Genomic DNA, 26,888 nt, shown 5'->3' with positions numbered 1-26,888 from the left:
GAGAGGGTAACTAGCTGTGCCGAAAAGGAATTCGCGTGCCGCGAAGTTCGCCGGGCTGGCTGTCGCCGGTGTCGGGTTGGCCCACTTCGCCAGCCCGCAGCTGTTCGACGGGATCACCGAGCAGGCGTTTCCGAACAACAGCCGCCAGCATCTCTACATCAACGGCGGCATCGAGACGGCGCTCGGTCTAGGCCTGGCAGTTCCGAAGACGCGACCGCTGGCGATCGCCGGCACCATCGGCTACCTGGCCTACTTGGCCGGCAACGTCGTACGCAACCGGTAGCGGCCCAGCAGCGTCAGATCCACCAGCCGTCCGACCGTCGCGCGGGTTTCCGGCTTGTTCACGTAGCGCATCAGCCGGCCGAGGTCGACGACGAGTGACATCGCGGCGTGCACGGCGAACCGCGCCTGACCCGGCGTCCAGTCAGGCCGGATGGCAACCAGCAGTTCCACCCACGACTCCACATTGGACCGCTGCAGGCTGCGCAAGATCTTCTGGTCCGCCATCGTCATGTTGAGCCGCTCGGTGTAGTAGACGTAGTCCAGTTCCGGTTGGTCGAACGACCTGACCACGTACGCATCGATGATGGTGGTCAGCGCCTCCTCGGGATCGGCGACGGCCGCCACGATCGACGACAGGTCGGCAGACAACCGGTCCGCGGCGCGGCGGAACGCGGCGGCGAGCATGTCGCTCTTGCCCGAGAAGTACCTGTAGATCCCCGACGCCGGCATGCCCACTGCGGCGGCGATGTCCTCCATGCTGGTGTCGCGGTAACCCTTGAGGTTGAACAAGCGCATCGATTCATTGAGCAGCGCTTCGTATTTCGACGTTTCGGCTACCGCCGGACCTGGCGAACGGGCGTCAGGGGTGAGGACGCCAAGGTCGGGCAACTCGGCGGTCAGCACCGCGTCGGCCAGTTCGGACAGCAGCGCCCGCACCTGGATGGCAGGCAGTTTGGCATGGTGATCGACGATGCTGCCCGTCACCGAGAGCACCGCGGTCGACAGCGTCCACCGCTGCCGCGACGTCAGGTCCGGCCGAATCCCGCTGAGCTGCTTATGCATCCGATGGTGGACACTACGCAACTGGGCGATCAGGGTGGCCTGGTCGTCTCCTCGCAAGTAGCGGCCTTCCCAGCGGTAGAGGCCGCCGGACTCGCGGTTGGCCATCGCGGTGTCGATCAGAGCGGCAATCAGCCGGCGCAGTGTCTGTTGCGGATCGTCGATGGTGCTGTCGTCGGCGAATGCGGTGCTGTCGACCAACTGCTGGCCGAGGGTGAGCACGGAGTCGCGGAACAACTCGTACTTGCTCGAGTAGTGCCGGTACAGCGCGGCCGCGGAGATGCCGACGCGCGACGCGATCGCCTCCATGCTGACGCCGTAGTAACCGAGCGTGCTGAACGCCTCGGCCGACGCGCGTGCGATCTGCGCCTTGCGGTCCTTCGGGCGGCGCCGCACGGCGTCATCGCTGGTGGGACCCGTGCGCGCCATGGCCATCACCATAACGGACCTTATGCACACATATCGGTCCACTTTGGTTGGAAAATCACGGGAAAGTGCCAGCCCAGGCGAGAATCACCATTAACATAATGGAGGTGCGGCGACATCATCATCGGCTGGCCTATACCGGAATCGTCAGTGCCGTGGTGCTGGCGATCGGACTGTTCGCGCTGCGGTTTCCGGTCTTCCTCGACGACTATGACCAATGGGGATGGCAGATCAACTGCGGGACGGGCTATGTCTCCGAGCTGACCCAGGCGACCGCCGCGACGGGGCCGGCGAACTACGTCGACGAATGCGAGAGCGCGCTGATGCTGCGCCGCTTGTGGACCATTCCGCTCGCCGTCGTCGGCGCGATCGTGCTCCTCACGGTGGTGGTCGCGTCGGCGATCACGTCGGGCTCCGAATCGCTCGTCCGCAAACCCGACACCGCGTGACATAAAATCTGGCGCGTGAGCCAGCCGGACGGCCCTGCGCTGCAGCGGCGGCTCGGGACATTCGACGCGGTGACGATCGGGCTCGGCTCGATGATCGGCGCGGGCATCTTCGCCGCGCTGGCCCCGGCGGCTGCGGCCGCCGGTTCGGGTCTGCTGATCGGATTGGCCGTGGCGGCCGTCGTCGCCTACTGCAACGCGATGTCGTCGGCTCGGCTGGCGGCGCTGTATCCGCAGTCAGGCGGCACCTATGTGTACGGGCGCGAACGCCTCGGCGAGTTCTGGGGATACACCGCCGGCTGGAGCTTCGTGGTCGGCAAGACCGCCTCGTGTGCGGCGATGGCGTTGACCGTCGGGTATTACGTGTGGCCGGCGTGGGCGCATGCGGTCGCCGTCGCGGCCGTGGTGGCACTGACCGCGGTGAACTATGCAGGCATTCAGAAGTCGGCACTGCTGACGCGGCTCATCGTGGCGGTGGTGCTGGCGGTACTGGCGGCGGTGCTGATGATCGTCTTCGGCTGGGGCGACGTCGACGGCTCGCGGCTTGCGCTCGGCGGCGACCTCAGCATCCACGGCGTGTTGCAGGCCGCCGGGTTGCTGTTCTTCGCGTTCGCGGGCTACGCCCGGATCGCCACCTTGGGCGAAGAGGTTCGCGATCCCGCCCGCACCATTCCACGCGCGATACCCATCGCGCTCGCTATCGCGCTGGTGGTCTACGGCGTGGTTGCAGTCGCCGTGCTGGCCGAACTAGGCAGCGCCACACTGGCTTCCGCGCCTGCACCGCTGGCGGAGGCCGTCCGCGTGGCGGGGCTGCCCGGATTCGAACCAGTGGTTCGGGTGGGTGCCGCGGTGGCCGCACTGGGGTCCCTGCTGGCGCTGATCCTCGGCGTCTCGCGCACCACGCTAGCGATCGCACGTGACCGGCATCTGCCCCACGCTCTGGCCGCCGTGCATCCGCGGTTCGGCAGCCCGCACCGAGCCGAGGTGATCGTCGGCATCGTCGTCGCTGTTGTGGCTGCGATTGTGGATGTGCGTGGCGCCATTGGTTTTTCGTCGTTCGCGGTGCTGCTGTACTACGCGATTGCCAACGCGTCGGCGTGGACGCTCGGCCGCAGGATCATGCCCGGCGTTGGACTGGCCGGATGCCTGCTGCTGGCGTTCCTTCTGCCCGTCTCGTCGGTCGTCGTTGGCACGGCGGTGGTGACGGTGGGCGTCGCCGCGTACTGGGTTCGCCGGCTTAGACGGTGACCGGTTCGGCCGCTAAGGAGTCCCCGCCGATCAACGGGAGGACGAGCCGGAACAGCCAGTCGAACGGCGTCCCTTGTATCGGCTCCGCCGGCGTCGGCGGAAGCGCCACCGCCGTGGCCGTGCCCGCAGTGGTGGGGATTTCAATCGCCTGTTGCGGCGTCCCGTAGATGCCATTGTGAGTGCCGGCGAACATGTCATTGACCCATCCGACAGCCAGTATCTTGACCGCTTCGATGTTCTGGGGTTGTGAGAAACCCGCGACCAGATACTCGCTGAACTGGATCAGCGGGTTGCCGCCCTGCAGGGCATCGATGTGCCGGCCGCCGACTAGCATGACGCCGTTGAAGCGTCCCGGCCTGGCGGCCTCCAGCTCGTCATCCACCACGCCGTCCATGTTCCAGACGTATCGCTCGGACGAAATGTTGTACACCGGGCGATCATTGACGCCGGTGAGCTTCTGCAACGCCGTCGGCACTGTGTTGCCGACGTCGACCGAGTCGAGAAGCAACACGCCGGCCAGATCATCGATGGCTCCGTTGTCGACCATGTCCCCCGCCGCGCCCATCACGAGGCTGCCGCCCAGCGAATGGCCGGCCAGGACAAATCGATCCGGCAGAGTGACATCGTATCCCGCTGCCGCACTGGCACTTTCGGTCAACGCAGCCCGGTCGCCGGCGAACAGGTCGGCGACGGCCTGCTGCATGGGCGTTCCACCGAGCCACATTCCGTCTGGGGCAAACCAGTTCGACGTCAACGACGGCGCCACCACGATGCTGTGGGTTTGTTCAGCCAGGGTTGCCGCGGTGTAGCTGTACATCGGGCCGCTGGCCAGCAGCCCATGCTGCAGGTAGATGAGCCGCGTCGGGTCGGCGTCGGCGGGGAAGTACCAGTCCGCTTCCACCGTCTGGTTGCCGATCGTGAGAGTGGACGTGCGCACGGTGACGGTACTGCCAGGCGGTAGCACCGGGGGCCCATCGAAGACGTGGATCAGACCCATGACGAGGTTCAAGACGATGGAGCCGACGACATCGACCAGCGTCGGCGTGTGCGCCGGGGTGGCCTCTTGAGTGATCGCGGCGGTCGTGCGCGCCGACATCGTCGTCGTCGAGGTCGACGAGGTCGTAGTCGTATCGGCCGTCGGCCGCGACTGCACGACGGTGTCGTCCACCGACGTCGTCGGCTTGGCAGCCGGCGTCGGGTCGGGCTCCGAGGTTGCGGGAGATTCGGTCGCCGTCGTGGTGGGCGTGTCTCGGACAGGCTGGCTGACCTTCTGCTCGTCGGCGTGCGGTTTGTTGGTCTTCGATGCCGCCGGACCCGGCACCTCGTCGCTGGAGTCCTTGCCGTGCTTGACGGGATCGGTCACTGGCTTGGTGGCCTCGGCGGCCTCACTGCTGTCGCCCTGAGCGGGTTTCGGGTCGGTGTGCTCGGCCGGTTTCTTCTCGTCGACGTCGGATTCCGCTTCGGGCTTTTGCGTGGTTGTGCCACCGGTGGTCGTCTTGTCGACGGGGTCTGTCTTGGGATCGGGGTCTGACTTGGGATCGGAGTGCTGTGTTGACTCTGAGGTCTTGGTGTCGCCCGCCCCAGAATCCGCCCCGGTCTCGGCGGCTGCGATTGCAGCACCGGCAAGCATCGCCGATGCGATCGCCATCATCACTACTGCCATGCCCAGCAGCGCTATCAACCGTTTGACCACGTGCACCTCCCAGCGACGGCGCTGACGCTAGCCCCCGCCACACAGCCTCCGCAGGAAAATGAACAAAATCGGCGCTATGTACTTTTTCGGGCAGGTACGGTCAGGTCACGTCCAGCACCGAGGAGATCGTTTGCCAACGCCACCACGCCGCAACCGTGGCCGCCCGGCCGGCGGCGGGGTTACGGCTGAGGAGTCCAAGGAGGCCTTCCTCGACGCGGCGGAGCGGTTGTTCTCCACGCGTGGCTTTCGCGAATCGACGATGGAGATCATTGCCCGAGAGGCGGGCTACTCGCGCGGCAGCATCTACCGTCACTTTCCGACCCGTGAACGTCTCGTGGAGGCGTTGGTGCAACGAACCACGCAACGGCACATGGCAGCCATCCTCGGGCGAGTACCCGAGGACGCCGGGCCCGTCGAACTGTTGGTGGAGAGCATGGTGATCGTGGCCACCGAGCTCATCCACGACCCGCTGCTCAAGACCATCTCGGACCAGACCGACGAACGAACCGTCGCGCACATGCTGGCCAACAACACTGGTTTAGCCCAGATGGTCGCGAGCGTGATGGAGGACGTGCTGAATCAGGATGGCGGACAACAATTCCGGCGCGATCTGCGCCCGAAGGACCTGGCGCAGTTCCTGATCTCCACCAACATCACCATGCTTCTCGGCGTCATTCCCGACATCGAGGACCCGCAAACGGCGCGTCGCTACATCGACGTGTTCGTCCTGCCGGCGCTCGTCGCCCATCCTCCTCCGCCGCGCGCCGTCTTCGACGGCTAGTCAACGCGGCTGCGGAAAGCCTCGACCGCGGTCGGCAGCGTCATGAAGATGTGGTCTTCACCGATCTTCTCTGTCAGGCCCGCAGCATCGAGCATGACCCGCAGATCCTGCTTCACCCGAGCCATCGCGAAGACTATTCCGCGGCTTGCCAATTCGCCGCGCAGCTGGTCGAGCATGTCGAGGGCGGTGAGATCGACCTCGACGTTGGCCTCGGCGTTGAGCACGAACCATTCGACGGGGTCGGGATTGCTGTCGACGGCGGCCAGCGCGCGCTGACGGAAGTTCTCCGCGTTGGCGAAGAACAGCGGGGCGTCGTAGCGGTACACCAGAAGTCCAGGGACGCGGTCGGCTTCGGGATAGTCGTCGACATCGTGCATGCCGGCCACCCCGGGGACGAACCCCTGGATCGCGTCGTGCGGACGAGCCACCCGTCGCAGCAGATCGAGAATCGACAGCGTGATCGCGACGATCACGCCGTAGAGCACACCGAACAGCAGTACCGACGCCGTCGTGGCCAGCGCCAGGATCAGCTCGCTGCGCCGAAAACGGGCCAGCCGCTTGAACTCCGGCACGTCGACGAGGCGAAAGGCCGCATAGACGACCAATGCTCCGAGCGCCGCCAACGGGAAATGTCCGAGTAGTCCACGTCCGAGCACCATCACCGCGAGCACGGCGATCAGGCTCACAATCGAATGGAGCTGCGTGCGGCTGCCGAGCGCATCGCCCAGCGCGGTACGACTACCGCTGGAGCTCACCGGGAAACCGTGCAGCAGACCGGTGCCGACGTTGCACACGCCAAGCGCCCGCAGTTCCGCATTGGCGTCGACGCGTTGACTGTGGCGGACGGCGAAAGTGCGTGCGGTGAGCACATTGTCGGAGAACGCGACAATCGAAATCCCTACCGCCGGAATGAGTAGGTTCACCAGATCAGCGCCAGAAATGACCGGCACACCGGGCAGGGGCAGTCCGCCGGGGATTTCGCCGACGACCTTGACTCCGTGGCTGTCCAACGAGAACACCGCGACCGCCGCCGTCGCGATCAGCACCGCGATAAGCGGGCCCGGCATGCGCGGCACCGCCCACCCGAGTACCAGCAACAGGGCGAGCACTGCGGCGGCCAGAACAATCGTCGGCCAGTGCAGCGCGTCGACTCCGGAAGCGAATGACCGTATCTGGTCGATGAATTCGTCGCCTTCCACCGACACACCGGTGATCTTGCCGAGCTGGCTGCCGATCATGATCACCGCAACACCGGTCATGTAGCCGACAAGCACCGGCCGCGACAACAGATCCGCGAGCACCCCGAGCCGGATCAAGCCGCCGACAAAGCACATCGCTCCGACGAGCAGCGCCAGCATGGCGGCCAGCGCTGCATAACGGGCAGGGTCGCCGGCGGCCAGCGGACCGAGCGCGGTCGCCGTCATCAACGCCGTCGTGGATTCCGGACCCACCGAGAGTTGGCGCGAGGAGCCCAGCACCGCGTACACCGCCAACGGCGCGAGCGCGGCCCACAGACCGGTGACGGGCGGCAGCCCAGCCAGCGTCGCATACGCCATCACCTGAGGGACCAGGTAGGCGGCGACGGTGACACCGGCCACCATGTCTCCGCGCAACCAGTCCCGCTGATATCCGCGAAATTGCGCAAGCCCCGGCAAGATACTCATGTGATCCCGCTCAAATGGAAACACGTCGAGGCCCGGACCGACGCCGACTTCGTCGTCGCACCCAACGAACGCCTCGGCTGGGGCCGCACGATCGGGCTGGGCGCGCAACATGTGGTGGCGATGTTCGGCGCCACGTTCCTGGTGCCGGTGTTGACCGGTTTTCCGCCCGCAACCACGCTCCTGTTCTCCGGGGTCGGCACGGTGCTGTTCCTGCTGATCACCGGCAACCGGCTGCCCAGCTATCTCGGCTCGAGCTTCTCGGTGATCGCGCCGGTCACCGCCGCAGTCGCCTCACATGGCAGCGGCAGCGCGCTGGGCGGCCTTGTCGCCGTCGGCATCGTGTTGATCCTCATCGGTGTTGCGGTGCACTTCGCCGGAACCGGCTGGATCGACGTGGTGCTGCCGCCGGTGGTCACCGGTGCGATCGTCGCGCTGATCGGCTTCAATCTGGCGCCGGCCGCCAAGTCGAATTTCGAAAAGGGTCCGCTCGTCGGCATCGTCACATTGGTGTTGTTGGTCGCGACGCTGGCGTTCTTTCGCGGCATCATCGGGCGGCTGGCGATCTTCCTTGCCGTCGTCGCGGGATACGTCTTGGCATTGATACTCGGGGACGTCGACACTTCGAAGATCGCGGCGGCGCCGTGGGTCGGCCTTCCCGAATTTCAGACGCCGACGTTCACCTGGTCGGTGCTGCCGATGTTCCTGCCCGCGGTCATCGCGTTGGTCGCCGAGAACATCGGGCACGTCAAGTCGGTCGGGCAGATGACCGACACCGACTTCGATCCCGTTATCGGACGGGCGCTGGCCGCCGACGGGGTGGCGACGACGTTAGCCGGCTTCGGCGGCGGCTCGGCGACCACGACGTATGCCGAGAACATCGGCGTGATGGCCGCGACGCGCGTGTATTCGACGGCCGCGTACTGGATTGCCGCCGCGGTGGCAGTCGCGTTGTCGCTGTGCCCGAAGGTGGGCGCGGCGATTTCAGCGATTCCGCCTGGCGTGCTGGGCGGTGCGACGATCGTGCTGTACGGGTTGGTCGGCGTGCTCGGGGTTCGCATCTGGTTGACCAACCATGTCGACTTCTCCAAGCCGCTGAACCAGATGACCGCGGCCATCCCGTTGATCGTCGGTATCGCCGATTTCACTTGGCACGCCGGTGATTTGACGTTCACCGGGATAGCGCTGGGGTCCATCGCCGCGCTGCTCGTGTATCACGGCATGCGGCTGTTGGGGTTCAGGACGACGTCTAGGGCACACTCCGGTGACGCTGATCCCGCGGTGGGACGCCGTTGACACCCTCGACCGACTGCGCGTACATGCCGACCACGAATGCAACCGCCGGACCCATGACCGACAGCGCGTGGCGGTCGACGTTGTCGACGGTGTCGCGGGCGGTGAGGTAGTTCGGGTCGAAGGGCACGCCGGCCTGTCCACCCCAAAGCCGGGCTTGCACTTCGGTTTTCCGTTGTGACGCACCGGCAGTCGCACCGCCGACGGGGACGCCGGCGGCGAGGAACGCGCTGTAATCGGCGGTTCTGGAAAGCGGCATGTCGGCGGGACGCACGCCGGCGAGGTTGAGGTAGCCCGCCAGTGTCCGCTCGATACCGGCAGAGCCGCCGGGCACGTTGCCGGCCGGAATCTCCGGGTTGGGCTGCCCGGACTGGTCACCGTCGTAGGTGAAGTACCCGGCGTTCGGCGAGCCGAGCATGTCGAAGTCCAGGTACAACGCGATGTCGCCGAGTTGGTCGGTGTTCAGTCCGGTCACATATTTGGTTGGGCCCTCCACCTCGGATGCCCAGAAGGTGAAGCGCACGGCGTTGGTGATCTTCGGTTCGGATCCCAGTGCCGACGCGGTCTCCAGGAGTGCGGCTGCCCCGGAGCCGTTGTCGTTGATGCCGGGACTGCGCGGCGAGCTGTCAAGGTGAGCTCCGACGAGCAGAACATTCTTCGTATCGCCGGACTTGGTCTGCGCGACCACGTTTCGGGCTTTCTTCATCACCGGCTTGCCGTCAAGCACCAGCTTCACTGGCGCGTTGGTGCGGCGCACGGCGGCATCGGCATCGTTGTCGATCACGCCGACCGGGATGGTCAGCCGCTGGTAGTAGCCCGGAGTGAACAGCCCCGGTGAACCACCGGCGGGTCCAGGCTTGCTGACGACAAGCAGTCCGACGGCTCCTTTGGCGACGGCGGTGTTCTGTTTGTCGACGACCGAGCAGCCCGTGTCGTCGACGACGGCGATGGCCCCTTTGACCGACACCGTTCCGTAGTCCGCGGCCGTGCAGCCACGAGGTGCCTGGGGCCGCAGCGTGATCGCGTTGAGCCCGCCCGGCGCCGTCGTGACGAGTAGCGAAGCCTGGTCGACGTGGTAGGCGCGGCCGCCGACGGTGAGCGTCGGGTTGCCGACCTGCGTGCTGTCCAGACGGTCGAATTCGGGCGTCTGGACGTCAAAGCCCTTGTCCTTCAACGTCTTAACGACATAGTCGAGACTGGCGTCATAGCCCGCTGTGCCCTGGGCGCGGTTGCCGTGGTTGGCGTCGGCGATCTCCTGCAACTTGCGAAGCTGGGTCTGGATGCCGTCGACGGTGACCTTGGCCGCCAATTCCCGGGCGAAGGCATCCGGCGATGCGGGCGCGGAGCTCGACGACGAACACGACGACACCGCGGCAACCGTGAGGAGTGCGACAGCCGTCGCGCAGATGCTCCTCATTTCGCGAGCACGTGTCGGGTGCGGTCGCCGCGGACCGGTATGCCGTTGCGGCCGCCTTGATCCTGCGCGTAAAGACCTACGGCGTAGGCCATCCCGCCGGCGTTGATCTCCAGTGCCGTGCGGTCGACGTGATCAAGTGTGTCAGTTGCCTTGTGGTAGTTGGGATCGAACGGCTCACCCGCTCGGCCGCCCCAGCGCTTTGCCTGTTCGTCGGACATCGTCTCTTCGGCGCCGGAGAACAGGCCGCCTGCGGGCACGCCCGACTGCGTGAACCCGTCGTAGTCCGAGCGGCCGTCGAAAGAAGTGTCCTCCGCGGGTTTCCCGGCACGGTCGAGGTAGGCGGCCAGTGTCCTTTCGATGCCGGCAGAGCCTTCCGGCACCCGCGGCACGCCGTCGTCGGCCTTGCGTGGCGCGGACTGGTCACCGTCGTAGGTGAAATACCCCGGGTTCGGTGAGCCGAGCATGTCGGCGTTGAGGTACAGCGCGATGTCCTTCAGCCCGTCGAGGTCCAGGGACGAAACGTAGTTGTTCGACCCGCGCAATCCTTCTTCCTCGGCACCCCAGAACCCGAACCGCACGGCGTTGCGCACCTGCGGCGAATTACCAAGTTGCAGCGCGGTTTCCAGCAGCGCAGCCACACCGGAGCCGTTGTCGTTGACGCCGGGCCCCTCGGGCACGCTGTCCAAGTGCGCGCCGACCATCACGACGTCGGTCGTGGAACCGGTCTTGGTCTGCGCGATGACGTTGCGGGTGTGATCCGTGCGCACGCCTGCGTTGAGTTTGATGGTGGCGTCGCCAGGCCGGGCCCGCAGCCGCTCGCCCGATGCCTTGGTCACGCTGATCACCGGAATCTTCACGTCAGCATCGCCGAGAGTGCCACCCATTTCGTCACCGTCTTCGTTGTTGACGACGATCAGTGCCCGTGCGCCGCGTTCGGCCGCCACCGCCTGTTTCTCCGCGAATTGGCACTTGCCGCGATCGACCAGCACGATGGCCCCGGCGACCGGCAGGCCGTCGTAATCCGATGCCGTACACCCTGGCGAGTCTTCGACGCGTGCAGGCACCAAAGGCCCCGAGACGCCCTCGGGCGGGGTACCGATGGTGAACTCCAACGGCTTGGCGGCAACGTTGTCGCCCGCAACGGTCAGCGTCGGCTCGTCGGCGAACGGCAGCCGCACTTCGAACTCGGGTGTCTGCACGTCGAAACCCTTGTCCCGCAAGGTGTTGGCCACATAGTCCACGCTGGCGTCGAAACCGGGTGTGCCGAGGGCACGAGTACCTTTGTTCGCGTCGGCGATCTCTTGCAGCTTGCGCAGGTGAGTCATCATCGCGTCGGCGGTCACCCGCTTCTGCAACGTCGTGCCGAACTCTGCGGCCGGTCCGGACGCGGCGGCCGACGTGGTGGTCGGCTGTGGCGACGGCTGCGGTCGCGTCAGCCGCCCGCACCCGCCGAGCGTCACGGTTGTGACGACCGCGGTCAGGACAGCCAACGTCGCCAGTGATCTGCGCCCCATCGGCACCACGTTAGCCTCCGGCTCAGGCGTCGCGACGGTTCACCACCGCGATCGCCGCCAGGAACAGCGCGCCGACGACCGCAGTGAAATACACCAGCGAACCCAGCACGCCCCACGGCATGGCATACGCGGGATAAAGCCATTGCACATCGATGAACAGGAACATGTTCGCGAACGGGAGATACGGCCCCACCTCCGAGCCGATGCTCGGCAGGTTGCCCACGACGGGCTCGACCACCAACGGCCATAGCAGCAGAACCGCGACGGCACCCGCCGAATGCCGCAACAATGCGGCCACCGCAACCCCGAGCACCGCGGCCAGCGCAGCGAACAATGCGATCGCACCGACCGGACGCCACGTGTCCGGCCGGGCCAGCGACAACTCCGACGCGACCAACGGCGGGGACACCAGCTTGGCGACCAGGATGACGCCAACCACCATCGCGGCGGCGTACACCGCCGAGAAGACCGATGTGACAACTACTTTGGCGACCAAAACGGCAGTGCGGTTGGGCGTGGCCATGAACGTCGTGCGGATCATCCCGCTGCGGTACTCGCCGGTGACCGTCATCGCGGCCAGGATCATCAGCACCGGCACGCCGAACACCGCCGCGCCCGTCGCCGCCCTCTCCGGCGATAGCGGCGCTGCGCCGTAGGCGTTCGCACCCTGCAGCGCGGCCAGGCCGAGGCTGAGCACCGCGACGGCGAGCGCCGACCACAGCACCGACCGGGTGGTCGACAACTTGATGCGCTCGGAATCCAGCACGCCGACCGCGCTCATTGGCTCACCGCCCGGTATTCGACGGCCTGATCGGTGAGCTGCATATACGCCTCCTCGAGCGAGGCATGCTGAGCACTCAGCTCGTGCAACGTGATCGCATTGCGGGCCGCCAGGTCGCCGATGACCTCGATGGCTGCGCCGCGCACCTGCAGCGCGGAACCGTCCGGCTCTGCATGCGTCTCGAGTCCGGCGTCGGAGAGCACCCGCCCCAGCGCGTCCAGCTGCGGGCTGCGGACCCGCACAGTGTGGGCGCCGGACTGCCCGACGAACTCGTTCACTGTCGTCGACGCGATCAGCTTGCCTTTTCCGATGACGACCAACCGGTCCGCGGTATTGGCCATCTCGGCGAGCAGATGACTGGACACGAACACCGTCCGGCCTTCGCCGGCCAGTGTGCGCATCAGCGTGCGGACCCACCGGATGCCTTCTGGGTCAAGGCCGTTGACCGGCTCGTCGAACAGCAGCACCGGCGGGTCGCCCAGCATTGCGGCCGCGATGCCGAGGCGCTGGCTCATGCCCAACGACAGCGTGCCTGCGTTGCGACCGGCGACAGCGCCGAGCCCCACCATGTCGAGCACCTCGTCGACCCGCCTGGCGGGGATGCGGTTGGTCGCGGCGATCCAACGCAGATGGTCGCGCGCCGACCGATTCGGATGCGCCTGCCTGGCATCGAGCAGCGCCCCGATTGTGTGCAAAGGATTGGCAAGCTCGCGGTACGTCTTGCCGTCGATGGTGGCGGTGCCCGACGTGGGATGGTCCAACCCGAGAATCAGCCGCATCGTCGTGGTCTTGCCCGCGCCGTTGGGGCCGAGGAACCCGGTGACCATTCCCGGTTCGATTGAGCAGCTCAAGCCGTCGACGGCGCGGGACCGGCCGAACAGCTTGGTCAGTCCCGTCAGCTCGATCACGTTCGCGAGAGTACGGATTGTGATGAAAAGCGCGCAAAATTCGTCACAAACCGTACTCTCGGCACGTCCTATACGGCCTGGGCGACGACGAGGTCGGCGACCGCGCGCATGCCTGCCGCGTTGGGATGCAACGGCGCTGTCCTGCTGGGCACCGGCAGTCCGAACTTGGTTGTCCACGGCTCCGTCGACCATGCGTGATGGTCCCGGCTGGCTTCGCCGGCCCGCACCACTTGGCATCCCGTGTCCGCGGCCGCTTCCGCGGTCAGCCGCTCCAGAGTCTCGGCGACGTGACGCCCCAACGCGACGTCGGTGTCCGACAGCGGCGGCGCGGGCGTGCCCGGCGGCGGTAGCAGGGTGAGGTAGTCGACGAACAGCACCTTCGCTCGCGGTGACCGTTCGCGCAATGCGCGGCCAACCTCCTTCAGCGATTCGCCCACGTCGGCGAGCGCACGATCACGCGCAGCGGGGTCAACGCGGTCGCGAAGCACGCCACCGAGTAACGGCAGCCGGCGAACGACACTCGGGAAGCCGGCGACGAACAGCAGTGGCACGTAACCGGCGTCGTTCCCGCCGATCGTCACCGTGACCAGATCCTCTGACCCGTCCAGCGCTTCGATCTGCGGCGGTTCTCCATTCTGGCGCTCACGCAACACATGGGCCGTAGTAGCACCGGAGTACGTCACGTCGACGAGATCTAGGCCCAGCTTTTCGGCGACCAGATGCGGATAGTTGCGCGCCGAGCGGCCGGCACGAAACGGTGCGCCGTGTGCGCTCGGACGGATACCCGGGCCGGCAGCCATCGAACTACCAAGCGCCACATAGCGACTCATATGCCGGGACTCGACGCCTGCGCCCAGAATCGCTTGGGAATCCTGCCCGCCTGCCGCGCCAAGTACCCGGCTGTGACAGCGGCAGCCATCGCGGTGGCCATCGTCGGCGGGTCGGCGGCTCGGGTCACGGCGGTGGCGAGAAGCACGGCGTCGCAACCCAATTCCATTGCCATCGCCGCATCGCTTGCGGTGCCGATGCCGGCGTCGAGAATGACGGGCACCCCCGCCTGCTCGACGATCATCTCGATGTTGTGCGGGTTGGCGATGCCAAGGCCGGTACCGATCGGCGAGCCCAGCGGCATCACCACCGCACAGCCCGTGTCCTCCAAGCGCCGGGCCAGCACCGGGTCGTCGTTGGTGTAGGGCAGCACGACGAAGCCGTCGTCGACCAATCGTTCTGCGGCCTTGACCAATTCAACGGCATCGGGCAACAGCGTGCGTTCGTCGGCGATGACCTCGAGCTTGACCCAGTCGGTGCCAAGCGCTTCGCGGGCCAGCTGCGCGGTCAGCACCGCCTCGGCGGCACCACGACATCCGGCCGTATTCGGCAGCGGCGTGATCCCGAGCCGGTTGAGCAGATCCAGTACGCCGGTCTTGCCCTCGGCGTCGACACGTCGCATTGCGACGGTGGTCAATTCGGTTCCCGAGGCCACAAGCGCCTGTTCCAGGACGGCGAGGTTGGCCGCTCCGCCGGTTCCGAGAATCAGCCGCGACCCGAACTCGCGGCCCGCGATCGTCAGTTTCGAATCAGCCACCCTGCACCGCCGTCACCACTTCCACCCGCGCACCGTCGGTGAGCGCGGTATGCCAATCGGATCGCGGCAGCACCGCCCAGTCCACCGCCACCGCGATGCCCTTCTCCGGGAAGCCGAGGCTTTCCAGAAGAGCGGCGACGGTCGTCTGATCGTCGACCTCGACGGCTTCATCGTTGACGGTTAGCTTCATGTACCCGCTCCCACCGTGACGTTCAGTTCTGCCGAGATCCGCTCGGCCGTCCACGGCGCGAGCAGGAAACCGTTGCGCCCGTGCCCGGCGGCGACCAGCGTGCGCTCGTCGAGCCGTTCGACAATCGGCAACCCGTCCGGCGTCATCGGCCGCAAACCGGCGGCGCATTCGGCGAATTCGTATTCACCCAATGCCGGCATCACCGCACACGCGTCGTCGAGCAACTCGCGCACACCGGTGACGGCGGGCGCCGTGTCACGGCCATGCTCGTATTGCGTCGCGCCGATGACCACCCCATCGGACCGCGGCACCAAGTAGACCTGACGCCCGTGCACCCGCGCGCGGATCACCCGCGTTGGCACCGGCATACATCCACCCCGCCACCGCAGCCGCAGCACCTCACCCTTCACCGGACGGATCGGCAGACCGGGCCACAGCGCAGGCGCGTCAACGCCGTTGGCGATCACGACCGCATCGGCCACCACGTCTGACAGGTCGGTCACCGGTGGCGCCCATTGCACGCCCAGCCGTTCGCAATGCGCCGCCAACGCCTCGACGACGGCCCGATTGTCAACGGCGAGCTCGGTTTCGGCGACGAAACCGTGCCGAATGCCTTGCGCCAGAAGCGGTTCGATGTCACGGGCGGCCGATGTCAGCGTGACGGGATGGCCCTGCGCCGCGAGCCACTGACCGACTGTCTTCAAGTCGGTCGCGTCGGCGCGGTCGACGGCGACCACCAGAGATTCACGCGCCGTGACGACGTCAGCAGGCAGCCCGTCGAGGAAGCCGCCGTGCCACAGAGCCAACGATGCCAGGCCGAGGCTCAGGAGTTCTTCTTCACCGGGCCAGCCCTCACTGTGCGGAGCCAGCATGCCGCCGGCCACCCACGAGGCGCCGCGTTCGGAACTCCTGTGCACGCGGACGGTCCAGCCGTCCATCGCCGCGCGACGCGCGACGGACAGCCCGATGACGCCGCCACCGATGACGGCGAGCGATCCCTTAGCCGGCGAGCCGGCAATTCGGCCTGTGGTCAATTCCCTCCCTTCGCCGGCATGACCCGGATCAGGTGCGACGGTAAGGGCAGGCCCGCCCACTCTCAGTCCCCGGTCCCCGGGACTCCCGTGTCGGCCCTCCACGGTAGTCGTTACGGTCGCGGGGTGCACAAACCTCGTGAACGCCTGGTCACAGCGCAGCTGTATCTGTGCACCGACGCCCGCCGCGAGCGCGGGGACCTGGCGGAATTCGCCGAGGCCGCGTTGTCGGGCGGGGTCGACATCATCCAGCTGCGCGACAAGGGCTCGGCCGGCGAGCAACAGTTCGGGCCGCTCGAGGCCCGCCAAGAACTCGAGGCGCTGGAGGTGCTCGCCGACGCGGCACGGCGGCATAACGCGCTGCTGGCCGTCAACGACCGCGCCGACATCGCGCTGGCCGCGGCCGCCGACGTGTTGCACCTCGGCCAGGACGACCTGCCGCTGGCCGTTGCCCGCGAAATCGTCGGACCAGATCCGGTGATCGGCCGGTCCACCCACGACAGTGCGCAGGCCCGGGCAGCGGTCACCGAAGATGTCGACTATTTCTGCGTCGGCCCGTGCTGGCCGACGCCGACCAAGCCGGGACGCCAAGCGCCGGGCCTCGACCTCGTGCGGGCGACTGCTCAATTGCAAACGGAGAAACCGTGGTTCGCGATCGGCGGCATCGACGAGCAGCGGCTACCAGAGGTGCTCGCGACCGGTGCGCGCCGCATCGTCGTGGTTAGGGCGATCACCGCCGCCGACGATCCGAAGGCCGCCGCCGGCAGGCTCAAAGCTCGGCTTGCAGCAGCGGAATAGACGCCACCACCTCGCGAAGCCGCTGCCAGCTTGCGGCGAACCCGGGATGCAACGGCAGCTCGGCGACTTCGTCTACGGCCACCCAACGCAGTTCGGCACTTTCACGGTTGGGCACGGTCTCGAGCACTTCTGCGCTATCGGCGATCACGGTCGTGTACGTCCAGCTGGTACCGGAAATTTCAGCGGTGACGACCGTGGTGCGCACCGTCAGCTGATCGGCGGGCAGCCCCGCTTCCTCGTGGGCCTCACGCACCGCGGCCTGCTCAGGCGTCTCGTGGCTGTCGCGCGCACCGCCGGGCAAACCCCATGTCCCGCCCTGATGACTCCACGGCGCACGGTGCTGCAGCAGGACGACCGCCGAACCGTCCTGGCGCGGCGCGCGCAGCAGCAGGCCGGCCGCACCGTGCTTGCCCCAATAGGCGGCCCCGGTGTCGGACACCACCCAGCCGTCACCGTCGCCACGCACGCGTTCAGCTTAGGGAACGGCGGCATAGGCCGCCGAAAACACGAGCTCCCGAATCCCCGCAGACCACCCCTGAAACTCTTAGAATTCTTTTATAGAGTTGGTAATGGTCGGGGACGATAGCCGGAGAGCAGCGAAAAGATGAGGTCCGCGCACACGTGACTGTGGAGTTGGCGCACCCGTCGACCGAGCCACTGGCGTCGCGGTCGCCGACGACACCAGCGCACCCTCGCTGGTGGTTTCTGTGGACAACCCCAGGCCGGATCCTGACCATCGGAGTGGTCCTGTCGGCGCTCGTGGTTGCCAGCGCGTTTGCCACATCGACGACGATCAATGACCGTCAACAGGCGCTGACCACCGTTCTCAACCACACCGAGCCGCTGTCGTTCGCGGCCGGGCAGCTGTACACGAAGCTGTCGGTGGCCGACGCCGCCGCGGCCACGGCGTTCATCGCCGGCGCCGAACCGCGTGATGTCAGGCAGCGGTATGAGCAGGCCATCACCGACGCCTCCGTGGCCGTCACCCGGGCGTCGAGCGGGCTGACCGACGAGCCGATGGTGCAGTTGCTTGGCCGCGTCAACGCGCAGCTGGCGGTGTACACGGGCCTGATCGAGACGGCCCGCACCAACAACCGGGCGGGCAATCCCGTCGGTTCGTCCTATCTGTCCGAGGCGTCGTCGTTGATGCAGACGCAGATCCTTCCCGACGCGCAGCGGCTGTACGAGCAGACGTCGGCACGGGTGGACGCCGAGACGACCGCGTCGGCGCGGATTCCCGGGCCGGTCATACTCGTGGTGCTGGCCACGTTGTTGTTCGGCGCCTTCGCAAATCGCTGGCTGGCCCGCCGAACTCGACGCCGGGTGAATATCGGTTTTGTCGCCGGCGGCCTTGCCGTGCTGATTATGTTGATATGGGTGGGCACGGCACTCGTGATCTCGACTGCCGACAGCCGCAGCGCGAAAGACACTGCGGCTGAGTCCCTCAAGACCGTCACCAACCTTGCGATCACCGCACAGCAGGCCCGCGCCGACGAGACGCTGTCGTTGATCCGCCGCGGCGATGAGAGTGTGCGCAAGCAGTCCTACTATCAGCGCATCGACATGATGGCCCAGCAGCTGTCGGATTACCTGTCCCGCGGCGACGCGATCGACAAGAACGACCTGTCCGACGCCGAGCAGTTGCTCAAGAAGTGGCGCGCGGCCGACGACCGGATCAACGCCTACATCGCGGTCGGCAACTATCAGGCCGCCACACAGGTCGCGCTGGGCACCGGCGAAGACGACTCCACTCCCGCGTTCGACAAGCTCGACGCGTCACTGAGCAAGGGCATCGAGGAGGGCCGCAGCCAGCTGCGCAACGACATCCTCAACGCCCGCCGGGTGTTGTCGGGCGCGACCGTCGGCGCCGCGGTGTTGTCTGTCGTCGCAGCGGTGGCGGTGGCGCTGGGGCTGTGGCCAAGACTTAGCGAGTACCGGTGATGAGCGCGATGAAGCGCGTTGGGGCATTGCTCACTGTGGCGGCGCTGCTCAGCGGCTGCGCGCAGGGCGCCGCGGTGATGCCGTCGCCAGGAGTCACATTGGCGCCACCGGCCCCCGCGGGTTTGCAAGAGCTGCCACCACAACCCGCAAAGGCGCCGACGACCGAGGACGACTGCAACCGCACCGCGAGCCTGCGCCCGTTCCCCACCAAGGCCCAGGCCGACGCGGCGGTCACCAACATCCGCAATCGTGGTCGGCTGATCGTCGGGCTCGACATCGGCAGCAACCTGTTTTCCTTCCGCGACCCGATCACGGGTGAGATCACCGGGTTCGACGTCGACATCGCCGGCGAGATCGCCCGCGACATCTTCGGCACTCCCTCACAGGTGGAGTACCGGATCCTGTCGTCGGCCGATCGCATCGCCGCGCTGCAGAACAATCAGGTCGACGTCGTCGTCAAGACGATGACCATCACCTGTGACCGCAAGAAGCTCGTGAACTTCTCGACGGTGTACCTGAACGCCAACCAGCGCATCCTGGCTGCGCGGGACTCAACGATTTCGCAGCCGTCCGATCTGTCGGGTAAGCGGGTCTGCGTCGCGAAGGGCACGACGTCGCTGCAGCGCATTCAGCAGATCACCCCGCAGCCGATCATCGTCGGAGTGGTGACGTGGGCCGACTGTCTTGTCGCGTTGCAGCAGCGTCAGATCGACGCGGTCAGCACCGACGACTCGATCCTGGCCGGGCTGGTGGTACAGGATCCCTATCTGCACATCGTCGGCCCGAGCCTCAACGAGGAGCCGTACGGCATCGGCGTCAACTTGCAGAACACCGGGTTGGTGCGGTTCGTGAACGGGACGCTTGAGCGTGTGCGTCGCGACGGCACCTGGAACACCCTGTACCGCAAGTGGTTAACCGTGCTCGGCCCGGCCCCGGCACCGCCAGTCGCGAGGTACACCGACTGATGGCCGAGCCGCAGAAAGACCTCGAAGAAGGACCAGGAACCCGGCCGGCGAATTTGGACGAGCTCGAGATGGATTCCATGTCCACCGTGCGGCCGATGGCGACCCAGGCGGTGTTCCGGCCGCATTTCGACGAGGACACCGACAGCACATCGGTCGGCACCGAGGACACCGAGCCGCACGAACACACGACGATGGTGACCAGGGCGCTGTCACCGACCCGGCGCCTCGGTGGCGGCCTGGTGGAGATCCCGCGGGTGCCCGCGAAAGATCCGCTCGAAGCCCTGATGACCAATCCCGTTGTGGCCGAATCAAAACGATTCTGCTGGAACTGCGGCAGGCCGGTCGGCCGGTCCTCACCCGACGGCCGGGCGCTGTCGGAGGGCTGGTGCCCGCACTGCGGAAGCCCGTATTCATTTCTCCCGCAGTTGAACCCGGGCGATATGGTGAACGAGCAATACGAGATCAAGGGCTGCATCGCACACGGTGGGCTTGGCTGGGTGTATCTGGCGTTCGACCACAACGTCAACGAACGTCCGGTGGTGCTCAAGGGTTTGGTGCATTCCGGCGACGCCGAGGCCCAAGCGATCGCGATGGCCGAACGGCAGTTCCTCGCCGAGGTGACTCACCCTGGAATCGTCAAGATCTACAACTTTGTCGAGCACAAGGACAAGCACGGCAACCCGGTCGGCTACATCGTCATGGAGTACGTCGGCGGGACGTCGCTCAAGGAGGCCAAGGGTGAGAAGCTTCCTGTCGCTCAGGCCATCGGGTACATGCTCGAAATCCTGCCCGCTCTTGGCTACCTGCACTCCATCGGGCTGACCTACAACGACCTCAAGCCGGAAAACATCATGGTGACCGAGGAGCAGCTCAAGCTGATCGACCTCGGTGCGGTGTCACGGATCAATTCCTTCGGATACCTTTACGGCACACCGGGTTTCCAGGCTCCCGAGATTGTCCGCACCGGCCCGACCGTGCAGACCGACATCTACACCGTCGGCCGCACGCTGGCCGCGCTGACGGTGAATCTGCGCACACGCAAAGGCCGTTACGTCGACGGCCTGCCGCAGGACGATCCGGTGCTCGCCGAGTACGACTCGTTCGGCCGACTACTGCGCCGCGCCATCGACGCCGACCCGCGGCGCCGATTCGGCAGCTCGGAGGAGATGTCGGGGCAGCTGCTCGGTGTGCTGCGCGAGGTGGTCGCGCAGGACACCGGGGTGCCGCGGCCAGGCTTGTCGACGGTGTTCTCCCCGACGCGTTCGACGTTCGGCGTCGACCTGCTGGTGGCGCACACCGACGTGTATCTCGACGGGCAGGTGCATTCGGAGAAGCTCACCGCACACGAAATCGTCAAGGCGCTTCCGGTGCCGCTCGTCGACCCGGCCGACGTCGGGGCGGCCGTGTTGTCGGCCAGCGTGTTGAGCCAGCCGGTGCAGACGCTGGATCAACTGCGGGCGGCGCGGCACGGCGCGCTGGACTCGGAGGGCATCGACCTGTCGGAGTCGGTGGAGCTGCCCCTGATGGAAGTTCGTGCATTGCTGGATCTAGGTGATGTCGCCAAGGCCACCCGAAAGCTCGACGACCTGGCCGACCGTGTCGGCTGGCGCTGGCGGTTGGTCTGGTTCCGCGCTGTGTCAGAGATGTTGTCAGCCGACTATGAGTCGGCCGCAAAGCATTTCACCGAAGTGCTGGACACGCTGCCCGGCGAGCTGGCGCCGAAACTGGCATTGGCCGCGACGGCCGAGCTGTCCGGTAACACCGACGAATGCAAGTTCTACAACACGGTGTGGTGCACCGACAACGGTGTGATCTCGGCGGGTTTCGGGCTGGCACGGTGGCAGTCGGCCGCGGGTGACCGTGACGCAGCGGTCCACACCTTGGACCAAGTACCTTCCACCTCAAGGCATTTCACGACGGCACGGCTGACAAGCGCGGTGACGTTGCTGTCGGGACGCTCGACGAGCGAGATCACCGAGCAACACATTCGCGATGCCGCCCGCCGTGTGGAGGCGCTGCCCGACACCGAGCCGCGAGTGCTGCAGATCAGAGCGCTGGTGCTCGGCACCGCGATGGACTGGCTGGCCGACAACACCGCGAGCACCAACCACATCCTGGGCTTTCCGTTCACCCAGCATGGACTGCAGCTCGGCGTGGAGGCGTCGCTGCGCAGCCTGGCCCGTGTCGCGCCGACGCAGGCGCATCGCTATGCCCTGGTCGACCTCGCCAACAGCGTGCGGCCGACGAGCACGTTCTAGGGGCAACGGATCGAGTTGCGCACTTTTTCCTGCACAACGCGGTTTCTGGCAATTGACACCATGGTCAAAACACTGATTTCGTAGTAGGGTGCTCACAGGTTGAGCTAGCAGCCGCCTGGTGACGTCACCGGGCGCACACGGGCTGATGTTCCGGGGCGCGCGGCTTTAAGACGTAGGGCCATAACCCCTGACGGCACCCACAGTACAAATCATGAGTTTGCTGAGGGAGTTCACAGTGCGTATACCCACCACCCGGCTTTTCCGCCCGGATCCGCAGACCATCGACCAGCGAGAAACCCGGCATCGAGGACGCTTCTCCGCCCGGCACCTACCGGCGTCGTCCGTCGTCATCGCGGTTGAGGGCGACATCGATGCAGCCAACGACCGTTTTCTGGTCGCCTACATCGAGCGCCAGGTCTGCGGGTCGGCGCGCCTTGTGCTCGACCTGACGCACGTGGACTTCTTCGGAACGGCCGGCTTCGCCGCACTCCACCACGTCAACGTGATCTGCTCCCAACACGGCATCGAATGGGTGGTGAGCGTCGGACCGCAGCTTTCTCGCCTGCTCACGATCTGCGATCCCGACGGCTGCCTACCCCTCGATAAGCAGCAATCAGTTCCGCTTCCCGTCAGCCGGACAAACTAGACGACGTCCAGGCAGGCGCGCGCGATCGCGAGCTCTTCGTTCGTCGGAATAACCAGCACCGTGGTGGGCGAGTTGTCCGCGGAGATGCGGCGCGCGCCCTTGGCTGGGCTGGCGTTGAGATGCTCGTCGAGTTCGATGCCCAGCGCCGGCATGCCACTCAACGCGTCGCGGCGCACCGCCGCATCGTTCTCGCCGACGCCGGCCGTGAACGTGATGACGTCGGCGCTGCCCAGCAGTGCCAGATACGCGCCGATGTACTTGCGGAGCCGGTGGATGTACACGTCATACGCCAATTGCGCTGACTCGTCACCGGATTCGATGTGCTGATGAAGGACGCGAAAGTCAACCTCACCGCCGAGACCGCGAACCCCTGAGCGCTTGTTGAGCATCGCCTCGATGTCCTCGACGCTCATGCCTGCGGTGCGCCACAGATACATGATCACGCCGGGGTCGATGTCGCCGGACCGAGTACCCATCACCAGGCCCTCCATCGGCGTCAACCCCATCGACGTATCCACGGGTCTGCCACCGACGATCGCCGACGCCGACGCGCCGTTGCCGAGGTGCAGCACGATCTGGCTCAGCTTGGCGAGCGGCACATCGACAAATGCAGCCGCTTGCTCGCTGACGTACTGGTGCGACGTACCGTGAAACCCGTAGCGGCGAATGTGCCACTGCGCCGCGATATCCCTGTCGATCGCATACGTGGCGGCCGCCGGCGGCAAGTCGTGGAAGAACGCCGTGTCGAACACCGCGACATGTGGAAGCTCGGGCAACGCCTTGCGCGCCAACTGAATCCCGAGCACCGCCGGCGGATTGTGCAGCGGGGCAAGCGAAGACAGCTCCTCGAGCTTGGCGATCAGCGCGTCGTCGACCAACGTCGGCCGATACAGGTCGGGGCCGCCGTGCACCACCCGGTGGCCCACCGCGACCAGTTCGGAATCGCCCACCTGCGGACCGATCTCGTCGAAGACCGTGCGCAACGCCGCTTCGTGGTCTGCGACGCCGGACCCTTGCTCGCCGATCCGCTCGACAATGCCGTCGACCAGAGATGCACCCGACTCCGGTTCTATCAGTTGGTATTTCACCGACGACGAACCGGAGTTGAGCACCAGGACGCTGCGCGGCATCACACACCCTGCGCCTGGATCGCTGTGATCGCGACCGTGTTGACGATGTCCTCGACCAGCGCACCGCGCGACAGATCGTTCACCGGTTTGTTGAGCCCCTGCAGGACCGGTCCGATCGCGATTGCCCCGGCACTGCGTTGCACGGCCTTGTACGTGTTGTTGCCGGTGTTGAGGTCGGGGAAGATCAGTACCGTCGCCCGGCCGGCGACCTTGGAGTCCGGCATCTTGGCCTTGGCGACCGTCGTGTCGACGGCCGCGTCATACTGGATCGGTCCCTCGACGAGCAGCTCCGGCGCGCGTTGGCGCACCAATTCCGTTGCCGCCCTGACCTTGTCGACGTCGGCGCCGGATCCGCTGCTTCCCGTCGAGTACGACAGCATCGCGACACGTGGGTCGATGCCGAACTGGGCGGCGGTGCCCGCCGACGAGATCGCGATGTCGGCCAGCTGCTCGGACGTCGGATCGGGCACGATCGCGCAGTCACCGTAGGCCAGCACCCGGTCGGCAAGGCACATCAGGAAAATGCTCGACACCGTGGTGATGCCGGGTTGGGTCTTGATGATCTCGAACGCGGGTCGCACCGTGTGCGCGGTGGTGTGCATGGCGCCCGAAACCATCCCGTCGACCATGCCGTTGTGGACCAGCATCGTGCCGAAATAGGAGACGTCGTGGATGATTTCGCGGGCTTGTTCGACCGTCACGCCCTTGTTCTTACGGATCTCGGCATACTGCTCGGCGAACTTGTCACACAGCTCGCTGGTGCGGGGGTTGAGCACCACCGCCGCCGACAGATCGACGCCCAGTTCCGCGGCGCGCGAACGGACCTGAGCCTCCTCGCCGAGGATCGTCAGGTCGGCGACCCCGCGCTGCATCAGCCGGCCTGCGGCCTTGAGGATGCGGTCATCCTCGCCCTCGGGCAGCACGATGCGCTTACGGTCTGACCGCGCCCTGTCGAGCAATTGGTACGTGAACATCTGCGGGGTCACGACGGTCGGGATCGGAATCGACAGGCGTGCAAGCAGATCGGCGGTATCGACGTGGGTGTCCATCAACGCCAGCGCGGTGTCGATCTTGCGTTGTGAATTCGCCGTCACCCGTCCACGCGCCGATGCCACCCGGCTGGCGGTCTCGAACGTACCGAACCGTGTCGCGATGATCGGCAGCCGAAGGCCGAGCCCCGCCACCAGCGATGCGATCGACGGGTGCAGTTCAAGGCCGCCGTTGAGGATGACGCACGACAGCGACGGAAATCCTTCTGCGGCATGCGCACTCACGACCGCCAGGACGACATCGGATCGGTCACCCGGGGTGATGACGGCCACGCCGTCGGTGAGCCGCTCGAGCACGTGTTCGGCCGTCATGCCGGCCACCAGCACGTCCATCACTTCGCGTGTCAGCATCGCCGGGTCGCCGCGCACGAGTGTGCCTTCGACCGCGGAGCCGAGCTCGGCCACCGACGGCGCGACCAGCAGCGGTTCCTCTGGCAGCACATAGGTTTGGGGCTCAAAGCGCTTCAACGCCTCGGCAACCGCCGCCATCTGCGCCGGCGCGCAGCGGTTGGCGACCACCGCGGCGACGTGGGCGTGCTGCGCGTCCAACTCGAACAAGCACAGATCGACAAGTTGGGCGACCTCGTCGGGCGTGCGGCCCTTGGCCTTGACCGCGAGCACCACAGGCGCGCCCAGATTCACCGCGATGCGTGCGTTCATCGACAGCTCGCTGGGTGTGGCGACGTCGGTGTAGTCGCTGCCGACGATCAGCACCGCATCGCATTGGTCGGCGACGTGGTGGTAGCGGTCGACGATGTCGGCTATCGCCGTGTCGGGGTCCTCGTGCAGCTGCTGATAGCTGACACCTACACACTCGTCGTATGGGATGCCCGCGGTGGTGTGCGCCAGCAGCAGTTCGAGGATGTAGTCACGGTCCTCGCCCATCCGGGTAATCGGACGGAACACACCGACTTTCGCGACCGTGGCGGCCAGCCGGTGCAGGATGCCGAGCGCGATCGTCGACTTGCCGGTGTCACCCTCGGGTGAGGCCACGTAAATGGCGGTGGGCACGCGGCAAACGTATCAGCCGAGGCGGCGCAGGCGCGGCTCCAAATCCTTCTGGAACAGGTCGAGGAACCGGCGCTGATCGTGGCCCGGCGCGTGGAACACCAAGTGGTTGAGACCCCACGTCACGTACTGGCCGACCTTCTCGACCGCTTCGTCGGGATCCGATGCGACGATCCAGCGCTTGGCGACCTGCTCGATGGGCAGGGCGTTGGCGGCCTTCTCCATCTCGATGGGATCGTCGATCGAGTGCTTCTGTTCGGCTGTCAGCGACAGCGGCGCCCAGAAGCGGGTGTTCTCCAGCGCCAGGTTCGGATCCGGATCGTAGGACATCTTGATCTCGATCATGCGGTCGATGTCGTCGGGGTTGCGGCCCGCCGCCTCGGCACCCTCTTTCATCGCCGGGATCAGCTTGTCCTTGTAGAGCTCCTCGCCCTTGCCGCTGGTGCAGATGAACCCATCGCCTGCACGGCCGGCGTACTTGGCCACCTGCGGGCCACCCGCCGCGATATAGATCGGGATGCCGCCCTCGGGCACGTCGTAGATCGAGGCGCCCTTGGTGCGGTAATACTCGCCGTCGAAGTCCACCCGGTCGCCGAGCCACAGTTCGCGCATCAGTCGCACCGACTCGCGTAGCCGGGCGTAGCGCTCCTTGAACTCCGGCCATTCGCCTTCGTATCCGGTGGCGATCTCGTTCAGCGCCTCGCCGGTGCCCACGCCGAGGAAGATCCGGTCGGGATACAGGCAGCCCATCGTCGCGAAGGCCTGCGCGATGACGGCAGGGTTGTAGCGGAACGTCGGGGTCAGCACCGACGTGCCGAGAATCAGCCGCTTGGTGCGTTCGCCGACCGCCGTCATCCAGGCCAGTGAGAACGGCGCGTGCCCGCCCTCATGTCGCCACGGCTGGAAGTGGTCACTGACCGTCGCGCTGTCCATGCCGTGCTCTTCGGCCGCAACGGCCAGCTCGACGAGTTCCCGCGGCGCGAACTGCTCCGCCGACGCCTTGTATCCGAGTTTGAGTTCAGCCACGAGTTCTTTTCTACTCCCCTGCTTACACTCG

At 66.4% G+C, this 26,888-nt stretch carries 25 protein-coding genes; 10 read left to right on the top strand and 15 right to left on the bottom strand.

The window, feature by feature from the left end; translation table 11 throughout:
* Positions 1 to 16 precede the first annotated feature (16 nt).
* The gene (locus ACWW36_RS11810) at positions 17 to 283 is read left to right on the top strand and encodes a hypothetical protein (RefSeq protein ID WP_456141714.1); all 267 of its coding nucleotides are present in this window, start codon (positions 17 to 19) and stop codon (positions 281 to 283) included.
* On the opposite strand, the gene ACWW36_RS11805 is transcribed toward ACWW36_RS11810, so the two are convergent.
* Positions 250 to 1,491, bottom strand: coding sequence for a TetR/AcrR family transcriptional regulator (locus tag ACWW36_RS11805; protein ID WP_456141713.1), 1,242 nt, complete (start codon positions 1,489 to 1,491; stop codon positions 250 to 252). The genes ACWW36_RS11810 and ACWW36_RS11805 overlap by 34 nt on opposite strands.
* A gap of 98 nt (positions 1,492 to 1,589) precedes the next feature.
* On the opposite strand from ACWW36_RS11805, the gene ACWW36_RS11800 reads away from it, so the two are divergent.
* Positions 1,590 to 1,937: a hypothetical protein gene (locus ACWW36_RS11800; RefSeq protein ID WP_456141712.1), complete on the top strand. Its 348-nt coding sequence runs from the start codon at positions 1,590 to 1,592 to the stop codon at positions 1,935 to 1,937.
* A 90-nt stretch (positions 1,938 to 2,027) separates the two neighbouring features.
* A complete protein-coding gene (locus tag ACWW36_RS11795) occupies positions 2,028 to 3,182 on the top strand; it encodes an APC family permease (RefSeq protein ID WP_456142456.1) in 1,155 nt (384 codons plus the stop codon).
* Here the strand turns inward: ACWW36_RS11795 and ACWW36_RS11790 are convergent.
* Positions 3,172 to 4,875, bottom strand: a complete 1,704-nt coding sequence (locus tag ACWW36_RS11790; protein ID WP_456141711.1) for an alpha/beta hydrolase — start codon at positions 4,873 to 4,875, stop codon at positions 3,172 to 3,174. The genes ACWW36_RS11795 and ACWW36_RS11790 overlap by 11 nt on opposite strands.
* 130 nt (positions 4,876 to 5,005) lie before the next feature.
* Here ACWW36_RS11790 and ACWW36_RS11785 point away from each other — a divergent pair, with 130 nt between their 5' ends.
* A complete protein-coding gene (locus ACWW36_RS11785; protein WP_456141710.1) occupies positions 5,006 to 5,656 on the top strand; it encodes a TetR/AcrR family transcriptional regulator in 651 nt (216 codons plus the stop codon).
* On the opposite strand, the gene ACWW36_RS11780 is transcribed toward ACWW36_RS11785, so the two are convergent.
* Positions 5,653 to 7,320 carry a SulP family inorganic anion transporter gene (locus ACWW36_RS11780; RefSeq protein ID WP_456141709.1) on the bottom strand — a complete coding sequence of 556 codons (1,668 nt, stop codon included), beginning with the start codon at positions 7,318 to 7,320 and terminating at the stop codon, positions 5,653 to 5,655. The genes ACWW36_RS11785 and ACWW36_RS11780 overlap by 4 nt on opposite strands.
* Here ACWW36_RS11780 and ACWW36_RS11775 point away from each other — a divergent pair, their 5' ends adjacent.
* Complete coding sequence (locus tag ACWW36_RS11775; protein ID WP_456141708.1) at positions 7,321 to 8,613, top strand: uracil-xanthine permease family protein; 1,293 nt, start codon at positions 7,321 to 7,323, stop codon at positions 8,611 to 8,613.
* Here the strand turns inward: ACWW36_RS11775 and ACWW36_RS11770 are convergent.
* The 8 genes from ACWW36_RS11770 to thiO all read right to left on the bottom strand — a co-directional run bounded on the left by ACWW36_RS11770 (position 8,567) and on the right by thiO (position 16,024).
* Entirely contained in the window at positions 8,567 to 10,027 is a 1,461-nt protein-coding gene (locus ACWW36_RS11770) for a M28 family peptidase (RefSeq protein ID WP_456141707.1), read from the bottom strand. The genes ACWW36_RS11775 and ACWW36_RS11770 overlap by 47 nt on opposite strands.
* Positions 10,024 to 11,541, bottom strand: coding sequence for a M28 family metallopeptidase (locus ACWW36_RS11765; RefSeq protein ID WP_456141706.1), 1,518 nt, complete (start codon positions 11,539 to 11,541; stop codon positions 10,024 to 10,026). The genes ACWW36_RS11770 and ACWW36_RS11765 overlap by 4 nt, the downstream gene beginning before the upstream one ends.
* 22 nt (positions 11,542 to 11,563) lie before the next feature.
* Positions 11,564 to 12,322, bottom strand: coding sequence for an ABC transporter permease (locus ACWW36_RS11760; protein ID WP_456141705.1), 759 nt, complete (start codon positions 12,320 to 12,322; stop codon positions 11,564 to 11,566).
* A complete protein-coding gene (locus ACWW36_RS11755) occupies positions 12,319 to 13,230 on the bottom strand; it encodes an ATP-binding cassette domain-containing protein (RefSeq protein ID WP_456141704.1) in 912 nt (303 codons plus the stop codon). The genes ACWW36_RS11760 and ACWW36_RS11755 overlap by 4 nt, the downstream gene beginning before the upstream one ends.
* A 68-nt stretch (positions 13,231 to 13,298) precedes the next feature.
* On the bottom strand, positions 13,299 to 14,060 hold the full coding sequence (locus ACWW36_RS11750; protein WP_456141703.1) for an SGNH/GDSL hydrolase family protein: 762 nt from the start codon (positions 14,058 to 14,060) through the stop codon (positions 13,299 to 13,301).
* On the bottom strand, positions 14,057 to 14,815 hold the full coding sequence (gene thiG / locus ACWW36_RS11745; protein WP_456141702.1) for a thiazole synthase: 759 nt from the start codon (positions 14,813 to 14,815) through the stop codon (positions 14,057 to 14,059). The genes ACWW36_RS11750 and thiG overlap by 4 nt, the downstream gene beginning before the upstream one ends.
* Positions 14,808 to 15,005, bottom strand: coding sequence for a sulfur carrier protein ThiS (thiS, locus tag ACWW36_RS11740; RefSeq protein WP_456141701.1), 198 nt, complete (start codon positions 15,003 to 15,005; stop codon positions 14,808 to 14,810). Before thiS ends, thiG begins: the two co-directional genes overlap by 8 nt.
* Positions 15,002 to 16,024, bottom strand: a complete 1,023-nt coding sequence (gene thiO / locus ACWW36_RS11735) for a glycine oxidase ThiO (protein WP_456142455.1) — start codon at positions 16,022 to 16,024, stop codon at positions 15,002 to 15,004. The genes thiS and thiO overlap by 4 nt, the downstream gene beginning before the upstream one ends.
* A 138-nt stretch (positions 16,025 to 16,162) precedes the next feature.
* On the opposite strand from thiO, the gene thiE reads away from it, so the two are divergent.
* Entirely contained in the window at positions 16,163 to 16,834 is a 672-nt protein-coding gene (gene thiE / locus ACWW36_RS11730; RefSeq protein WP_456141700.1) for a thiamine phosphate synthase, read from the top strand.
* On the opposite strand, the gene ACWW36_RS11725 is transcribed toward thiE, so the two are convergent.
* Entirely contained in the window at positions 16,806 to 17,300 is a 495-nt protein-coding gene (locus tag ACWW36_RS11725) for an NUDIX hydrolase (protein ID WP_456141699.1), read from the bottom strand. The genes thiE and ACWW36_RS11725 overlap by 29 nt on opposite strands.
* A 155-nt stretch (positions 17,301 to 17,455) precedes the next feature.
* Here ACWW36_RS11725 and glnX point away from each other — a divergent pair, with 155 nt between their 5' ends.
* The 4 genes from glnX (at position 17,456) to ACWW36_RS11705 (ending at position 22,644) form a co-directional block, all read left to right on the top strand.
* The gene (gene glnX / locus ACWW36_RS11720; RefSeq protein ID WP_456141698.1) at positions 17,456 to 18,775 is read left to right on the top strand and encodes a protein kinase G-activating protein GlnX; all 1,320 of its coding nucleotides are present in this window, start codon (positions 17,456 to 17,458) and stop codon (positions 18,773 to 18,775) included.
* An 8-nt stretch (positions 18,776 to 18,783) separates the two neighbouring features.
* Positions 18,784 to 19,740 carry a glutamate ABC transporter substrate-binding protein gene (locus ACWW36_RS11715; RefSeq protein WP_456142454.1) on the top strand — a complete coding sequence of 319 codons (957 nt, stop codon included), beginning with the start codon at positions 18,784 to 18,786 and terminating at the stop codon, positions 19,738 to 19,740.
* A complete protein-coding gene (locus ACWW36_RS11710) occupies positions 19,740 to 21,998 on the top strand; it encodes a serine/threonine-protein kinase PknG (protein ID WP_456141697.1) in 2,259 nt (752 codons plus the stop codon). Before ACWW36_RS11715 ends, ACWW36_RS11710 begins: the two co-directional genes overlap by 1 nt.
* 211 nt (positions 21,999 to 22,209) lie before the next feature.
* Positions 22,210 to 22,644 (top strand): STAS domain-containing protein, encoded by a 435-nt coding sequence (locus ACWW36_RS11705; protein ID WP_456141696.1) that lies wholly within the window; start codon positions 22,210 to 22,212, stop codon positions 22,642 to 22,644.
* Here ACWW36_RS11705 and ACWW36_RS11700 read toward each other — a convergent pair.
* Genes ACWW36_RS11700 through fgd form a run of 3 tightly spaced genes read right to left on the bottom strand, consistent with a single transcriptional unit; the run spans position 22,641 to position 26,857 of the window.
* Complete coding sequence (locus ACWW36_RS11700; RefSeq protein WP_456141695.1) at positions 22,641 to 23,774, bottom strand: acetate kinase; 1,134 nt, start codon at positions 23,772 to 23,774, stop codon at positions 22,641 to 22,643. The genes ACWW36_RS11705 and ACWW36_RS11700 overlap by 4 nt on opposite strands.
* A complete protein-coding gene (pta, locus tag ACWW36_RS11695; protein WP_456141694.1) occupies positions 23,774 to 25,834 on the bottom strand; it encodes a phosphate acetyltransferase in 2,061 nt (686 codons plus the stop codon). The genes ACWW36_RS11700 and pta overlap by 1 nt, the downstream gene beginning before the upstream one ends.
* Positions 25,835 to 25,846: 12 nt before the next feature.
* Positions 25,847 to 26,857 (bottom strand): glucose-6-phosphate dehydrogenase (coenzyme-F420), encoded by a 1,011-nt coding sequence (gene fgd / locus ACWW36_RS11690; protein ID WP_456141693.1) that lies wholly within the window; start codon positions 26,855 to 26,857, stop codon positions 25,847 to 25,849.
* Positions 26,858 to 26,888 lie beyond the last annotated feature (31 nt).

This window comes from Mycobacterium sp. MMS18-G62 (genome assembly GCF_053877835.1).
This window is presented reverse-complemented; position numbering and strand designations above follow the sequence as displayed.

What these genes read in the sequence shown, in the direction of transcription:
- ACWW36_RS11715 (WP_456142454.1), top strand. Translation starts at nt 18,784, where the DNA reads ATGAAGCGCGTTGGGGCATTGCTCACTGTGGCGGCGCTGCTCAGCGGC.
- ACWW36_RS11765 (WP_456141706.1), bottom strand. Translation starts at nt 11,541, where the DNA reads ATGGGGCGCAGATCACTGGCGACGTTGGCTGTCCTGACCGCGGTCGTC.
- ACWW36_RS11770 (WP_456141707.1), bottom strand. Translation starts at nt 10,027, where the DNA reads ATGAGGAGCATCTGCGCGACGGCTGTCGCACTCCTCACGGTTGCCGCG.
- ACWW36_RS11700 (WP_456141695.1), bottom strand. Translation starts at nt 23,774, where the DNA reads ATGCCGCGCAGCGTCCTGGTGCTCAACTCCGGTTCGTCGTCGGTGAAA.
- ACWW36_RS11805 (WP_456141713.1), bottom strand. Translation starts at nt 1,491, where the DNA reads ATGGCGCGCACGGGTCCCACCAGCGATGACGCCGTGCGGCGCCGCCCG.
- thiS (WP_456141701.1), bottom strand. Translation starts at nt 15,005, where the DNA reads ATGAAGCTAACCGTCAACGATGAAGCCGTCGAGGTCGACGATCAGACG.
- ACWW36_RS11780 (WP_456141709.1), bottom strand. Translation starts at nt 7,320, where the DNA reads ATGAGTATCTTGCCGGGGCTTGCGCAATTTCGCGGATATCAGCGGGAC.
- ACWW36_RS11705 (WP_456141696.1), top strand. Translation starts at nt 22,210, where the DNA reads ATGAGTTTGCTGAGGGAGTTCACAGTGCGTATACCCACCACCCGGCTT.
- ACWW36_RS11795 (WP_456142456.1), top strand. Translation starts at nt 2,028, where the DNA reads ATGATCGGCGCGGGCATCTTCGCCGCGCTGGCCCCGGCGGCTGCGGCC.
- ACWW36_RS11750 (WP_456141703.1), bottom strand. Translation starts at nt 14,060, where the DNA reads ATGAGTCGCTATGTGGCGCTTGGTAGTTCGATGGCTGCCGGCCCGGGT.
- ACWW36_RS11760 (WP_456141705.1), bottom strand. Translation starts at nt 12,322, where the DNA reads ATGAGCGCGGTCGGCGTGCTGGATTCCGAGCGCATCAAGTTGTCGACC.
- ACWW36_RS11710 (WP_456141697.1), top strand. Translation starts at nt 19,740, where the DNA reads ATGGCCGAGCCGCAGAAAGACCTCGAAGAAGGACCAGGAACCCGGCCG.
- ACWW36_RS11800 (WP_456141712.1), top strand. Translation starts at nt 1,590, where the DNA reads ATGGAGGTGCGGCGACATCATCATCGGCTGGCCTATACCGGAATCGTC.